Raw genomic sequence first — 4780 nt, forward strand, 5'->3', positions numbered from 1 at the left:
ACTGTTACGACAACGCTCCGATGGAAAGCTTCTGGGGAACGCTGAAAAATGAGAGCCTGAGCCACTATCGTTTTAATAACCGGGATGAAGCCATCTCAGTAATACGGGAATACATTGAGATTTTCTACAATCGTCAGCGTCGTCACTCTCGTCTGGGGAATATCTCCCCGGCAGCCTTCAGGGAAAAATATCATCAGATGGCTGCTTAAAAAAAGAACAAATGGTAGTGTCCGCTATTGCCAGTACACCTCAGTTACATGATGCGTATAAAGCTTCCGATGAGCGTTTATATGTCAATAAGCAGAACAAAAACAGCCGTTCATGATAACCTTCTGTGGTTGTTTGCTTGTAATCTCAGGAGCGTGAAATGACTGAAATGGCTAAAGGAAGCGTGACGCATCAGCGGTTAATCGCTTTATTATCACAAGAAGGTGCTAACTTCCGCGTCGTTACCCATGAAGCGGTAGGTAAATGTGAAGCGGTGTCAGAAATTCGTGGCACCGCTTTAGGCCAGGGAGCTAAGGCACTGGTATGTAAAGTCAAAGGCAATGGCGTAAATCAACATGTTCTGGCGATCCTCGCTGCCGATCAACAGGCCGATCTGAGCCAACTTGCCAGCCATATAGGCGGATTACGCGCTTCGTTAGCCAGCCCTGCTGAAGTCGATGAACTCACAGGCTGTGTCTTCGGCGCGATCCCCCCTTTCAGCTTCCATCCAAAACTCAAACTGGTTGCCGACCCTCTACTCTTCGAACGATTTGATGAAATCGCCTTCAATGCAGGGATGCTGGATAAATCCGTTATTTTGAAAACCACGGATTATTTGCGCATTGCGCAACCAGAACTGGTCAATTTCCGCCGCACTGCGTAACTAGCCTGTCCGTTCAATAAGCAGAACGGACAAAACCAGCACAACAGCAATGGCAAAAAACGATGACGTGATAATCAGTGTCTCGACGAACATTTGATCGTTCATAGCATGCCCCCGGGAGATAGCTGTTTTCACGTTATTGTTAGCGTGCACAAATGGCAGTTTGATGACAGTTCGCCTGATTTTTATGCAAAAAACGTAAAGATTTTCTACTTCCTTCCTGCAGCAAGCGTAAAGTAAGCAGGCTTATTATTTTTTGGCAAGGAAACCACGATGTTTGATGTCACTTTGCTGATCCTGCTCGGGTTAGCTGCGCTAGGCTTTATCAGTCATAACACCACTGTCGCCGTTTCAATTCTGGTGTTGATCATTGTCCGCGTCACACCGTTAAGCACCTTTTTCCCGTGGATTGAACAACAGGGGCTAAGTATCGGGATAATCATTCTGACGATTGGCGTTATGGCCCCCATCGCCAGCGGGACGCTACCGCCCTCAACCTTGATTCACTCGTTTCTGAACTGGAAATCGCTGGTGGCAATTGCAGTAGGCGTGATTGTCTCCTGGCTGGGTGGGCGCGGCGTGACCTTAATGGGCAGCCAGCCGCAACTAGTCGCCGGGCTGCTGGTAGGCACTGTTTTAGGCGTGGCGCTGTTTCGCGGCGTACCGGTCGGCCCGCTTATTGCCGCGGGTCTGGTTTCGCTGATTGTGGGGAAACAGTAGTTAATCCCGCAATATATCGGCCTGGCGTTTGCCCCAGGCCTTTCTTAAACATAGTAATAAAGGCCGTTGTTGAATCATACCCCAGCGTATGAGCAACTTTCTGTACAGTATCGCCTTTCACTAATCCCTGAAGTGCCATAATCAGCTGTAACTGCTGACGCCACTGGCGAAAACTCAACCCCGTCTCTTTTACTATCAGTCGCGCATGATTGCGTTCACTCATCGCAAAAAAGCCAGCCCATTGCCCTAATGACCCCCACTCGACGGGCCCTTTCGCCATCATCTCCACCATCGTGCGGATTTTAGGATGAGAAGAAACGGGCAGGTGCAGCTGTTGTTGTGGCTGCTGAGGGAGTTCATCAAACAGGACCTGTATTAATCTGCGGGTCATCGGCTCAGCACGCTGAGTCGTCGTCCTGTTTGCCAGGGTTAAAATCAATTCCCGGCATAAGGGCGATATTTTCAATGTGCAACATGTTGTCGGCATTGTCACTGCGCTGGGTTCGATAAACAGAAAACAGAGTTCAGCGTTAGCTGTCACTTGATTGCTATGTTCCACCCCGCCCGGTATCCAAACCGCATATTGCGGCGGCACCATCCACAAAGCATTTTCCACCGTACAGGTAATTGCACCATGTAATGCTAGTATCAGCTGTCCTTTGCGGTGCTGATGTACAGGACTGGTTAACTCATCCGTTCCGGCGTGAATACAAAATGCGACCGCGGCTTCATGGTGTCGGTCGGGTTCATAGCCATTGAGATTCAACCTGTGCATCATTTTGTCCGAATTTAGCGATAATTTGTCATTTTAGCTTGATTCAACATAACAATAAAAACGGTAAGGTACAGCCTCGTTTGTAACAATGAGAAGCATATGACCTGTTCAACTTCATTAAGCGGCAAAAACAGGATTGTCCTTATCGCTGGCATTCTGATGATTGCCACAACATTACGCGTCACCTTTACCGGCGCAGCACCGTTACTGGATACGATTCGTTCCGCTTACTCGCTGACGACAGCGCAAACCGGCTTATTGACCACCCTGCCATTATTGGCCTTTGCGCTAATCTCACCTTTGGCCGCCCCGGTAGCGCGACGTTTTGGTATGGAACGTAGCCTGTTTGCCGCGTTACTTTTGATCTGTGCTGGTATCGCAATTCGCTCTCTCCCTTCGCCTTACTTATTATTTGGCGGTACAGCGGTCATTGGCGGTGGGATTGCATTAGGCAATGTCTTACTGCCAGGATTAATTAAACGCGATCTCCCTCATTCCGTCGCCAGACTTACCGGCGCATATTCCCTGACAATGGGAGCTGCGGCGGCACTTGGATCGGCTATGGTAGTGCCGCTGGCTTTGAACGGTTTTGGCTGGCAAGGCGCGTTGCTCATGCTGATGTGTTTTCCTCTGCTGGCTCTTTTTTTATGGCTGCCACAGTGGCGAAGCCAACAACATGCAAATTTGAGTACCTCGCGCGCCTTACATACTCGGGGTATCTGGCGTTCGCCGCTTGCCTGGCAGGTCACATTGTTTCTTGGGAGCAACTCACTGGTCTATTACGTGATTATTGGCTGGCTTCCGGCGATCCTCATCAGTCACGGCTATAGCGAAGCACAGGCGGGTTCACTGCATGGTTTGCTGCAACTAGCCACAGCAGCTCCCGGTTTGCTGATCCCTCTTTTCTTACATCATGTGAAAGACCAGCGTGGTATTGCAGCGTTCGTTGCCTTGATGTGCGCAGTGGGCACTGTTGGGCTCTGCTTTATGCCAGCGCACGCGATCACCTGGACTCTGCTTTTCGGTTTTGGTTCCGGCGCAACAATGATACTGGGGTTGACGTTCATTGGTCTTCGGGCAAGTTCTGCGCATCAGGCGGCGGCACTCTCGGGGATGGCACAATCCGTCGGGTATTTGCTGGCAGCCTGTGGGCCGCCGCTAATGGGTAAAATACACGATGCTAACGGTAACTGGTCCGTACCACTGATGGGTGTTGCAATACTTTCACTACTGATGGCGATTTTCGGACTTTGCGCCGGGAGAGACAAAGAAATTCGCTCATATCCGGTGCTATAGTGACGTGACAAATCATGCGTGAAAGGGAGAACAAACACGATGAATATTCAGTGCAAACGCGTTTATGATCCGGCTGAACAGAGCGATGGTTATCGCGTACTGGTCGACCGCCTCTGGCCGCGCGGTATCAAAAAAACCGATTTAGCCCTTGATGAGTGGGATAAAGAAATCACGCCGTCAACGGAACTGCGCAAAGCCTTTCACGGCGAAGTCGTCGATTTTACAACCTTTCGCGAGCAATATCTTGCAGAACTGGCGCAACACGATCAAGAAGGAAAGCGGCTGGCGGACATCGCCAAAAAACAGCCGCTGACCCTGCTCTACGCAGCAAAAAACACCACGCAGAACCATGCGCTGGTGCTGGCCGACTGGCTACGTAGCTTGTGATTTTAGTACAGCATCCGGCGGTTATTTTTCACCAGCCGGATGGTCCCGTCGCCACAATGCCCATTCATCAATCGTTTCACCGCCCGGTAATTTGCAATTGTTGCTGACCCCTTGCGCTGTCGACACTGGAATGAGCGTCCCGCCCTTCTGCTGGCAATAGACCGACGCCGGATTTGCCATACCAATCTGCGGCGGTTTAGGTGCTTCTGGCTGAGAAGGGGTTGAACAACCAGCCAGGACCAGCAAGCAAGGCAGAACAAAACTGATAATTTTCATTTATTGATCTCACATATTTATCCAGACTTAGAGTATCGCGGTATCGTTTTGTTTTGCAGCACTATTTTTATTACATTCACTCAAAACATATTACGTCTTGTTTCATCTTTGTTGATGATGTTTTATCATGCCTGCAAAGGTAATGCTGCCAACTTACTGATTTAGTGTATGATGGTGATTTTAAGGTGCTTGCGTGGCTTCCATTTCCATCAGATGTCCTTCCTGCTCCGCTACTGAAGGCGTGGTGCGTAACGGCAAAAGCACTGCCGGACATCAGCGCTATCTCTGCTCTCATTGCCGTAAAACATGGCAACTACAGTTCACTTACACCGCCTCTCAGCCCGGTACGCACCAGAAAATCATTGATATGGCCATGAATGGCGTCGGATGTCGTGCCAGTGCACGCATTATGGGCGTTGGCCTCAACACGGTTTTACGTCACTTAAAAAACTCAG

General features: G+C 49.8%; 9 protein-coding genes and 1 pseudogene. 7 read left to right on the forward strand and 3 right to left on the reverse strand.

The window, feature by feature from the left end; all coding sequences use genetic code 11:
* The 3 genes and pseudogenes from BGK49_RS09645 to yeaK form a co-directional block, all read left to right on the forward strand.
* On the forward strand, window positions 1-209 hold a 209-nt coding region (locus BGK49_RS09645), incomplete at its 5' end, for an IS3 family transposase (RefSeq protein ID WP_001073957.1).
* 41 nt (window positions 210-250) lie between these two features.
* A pseudogene (locus tag BGK49_RS26190) lies at window positions 251-325 on the forward strand (diguanylate cyclase); the annotation flags it as partial.
* Between the two features lie 42 nt (window positions 326-367).
* A complete protein-coding gene (gene yeaK / locus BGK49_RS09650) occupies window positions 368-871 on the forward strand; it encodes a mischarged aminoacyl-tRNA deacylase (protein WP_000138054.1) in 504 nt (167 codons plus the stop codon).
* On the opposite strand, the gene yoaI is transcribed toward yeaK, so the two are convergent.
* Window positions 872-976, reverse strand: coding sequence for a small membrane protein YoaI (yoaI, locus tag BGK49_RS09655; RefSeq protein ID WP_000999630.1), 105 nt, complete (start codon window positions 974-976; stop codon window positions 872-874).
* A gap of 168 nt (window positions 977-1144) precedes the next feature.
* Here yoaI and BGK49_RS09660 point away from each other — a divergent pair, with 168 nt between their 5' ends.
* Window positions 1145-1591: a DUF441 domain-containing protein gene (locus tag BGK49_RS09660; protein WP_000460714.1), complete on the forward strand. Its 447-nt coding sequence runs from the start codon at window positions 1145-1147 to the stop codon at window positions 1589-1591.
* Here BGK49_RS09660 and nimR read toward each other — a convergent pair.
* Entirely contained in the window at window positions 1548-2369 is an 822-nt protein-coding gene (gene nimR / locus BGK49_RS09665; RefSeq protein ID WP_000972249.1) for a DNA-binding transcriptional regulator NimR, read from the reverse strand. The two genes, BGK49_RS09660 and nimR, sit on opposite strands and share 44 nt — an antisense overlap.
* A 96-nt stretch (window positions 2370-2465) precedes the next feature.
* Between nimR and nimT the strand changes: the two genes are divergently transcribed.
* Both nimT and BGK49_RS09675 read left to right on the forward strand, forming a co-directional pair.
* Entirely contained in the window at window positions 2466-3662 is a 1197-nt protein-coding gene (gene nimT, locus BGK49_RS09670) for a 2-nitroimidazole transporter (RefSeq protein WP_000128507.1), read from the forward strand.
* A gap of 39 nt (window positions 3663-3701) precedes the next feature.
* Window positions 3702-4049, forward strand: coding sequence for a DUF488 domain-containing protein (locus BGK49_RS09675; RefSeq protein WP_005029159.1), 348 nt, complete (start codon window positions 3702-3704; stop codon window positions 4047-4049).
* A 21-nt stretch (window positions 4050-4070) separates the two neighbouring features.
* Here BGK49_RS09675 and yoaF read toward each other — a convergent pair whose 3' ends face one another.
* Entirely contained in the window at window positions 4071-4325 is a 255-nt protein-coding gene (gene yoaF / locus BGK49_RS09680; protein WP_000691934.1) for a DUF333 domain-containing lipoprotein YoaF, read from the reverse strand.
* 193 nt (window positions 4326-4518) lie between these two features.
* Here yoaF and BGK49_RS09685 point away from each other — a divergent pair.
* The coding region (locus BGK49_RS09685) for an IS1-like element transposase (RefSeq protein ID WP_064195240.1) at window positions 4519-4780 on the forward strand (262 nt) is incomplete at its 3' end.

The sequence above is a fragment of the Shigella sp. FC1544 genome (assembly GCF_001722145.1).
GTDB classification, from domain to species: Bacteria; Pseudomonadota; Gammaproteobacteria; order Enterobacterales; family Enterobacteriaceae; genus Escherichia; species Escherichia coli.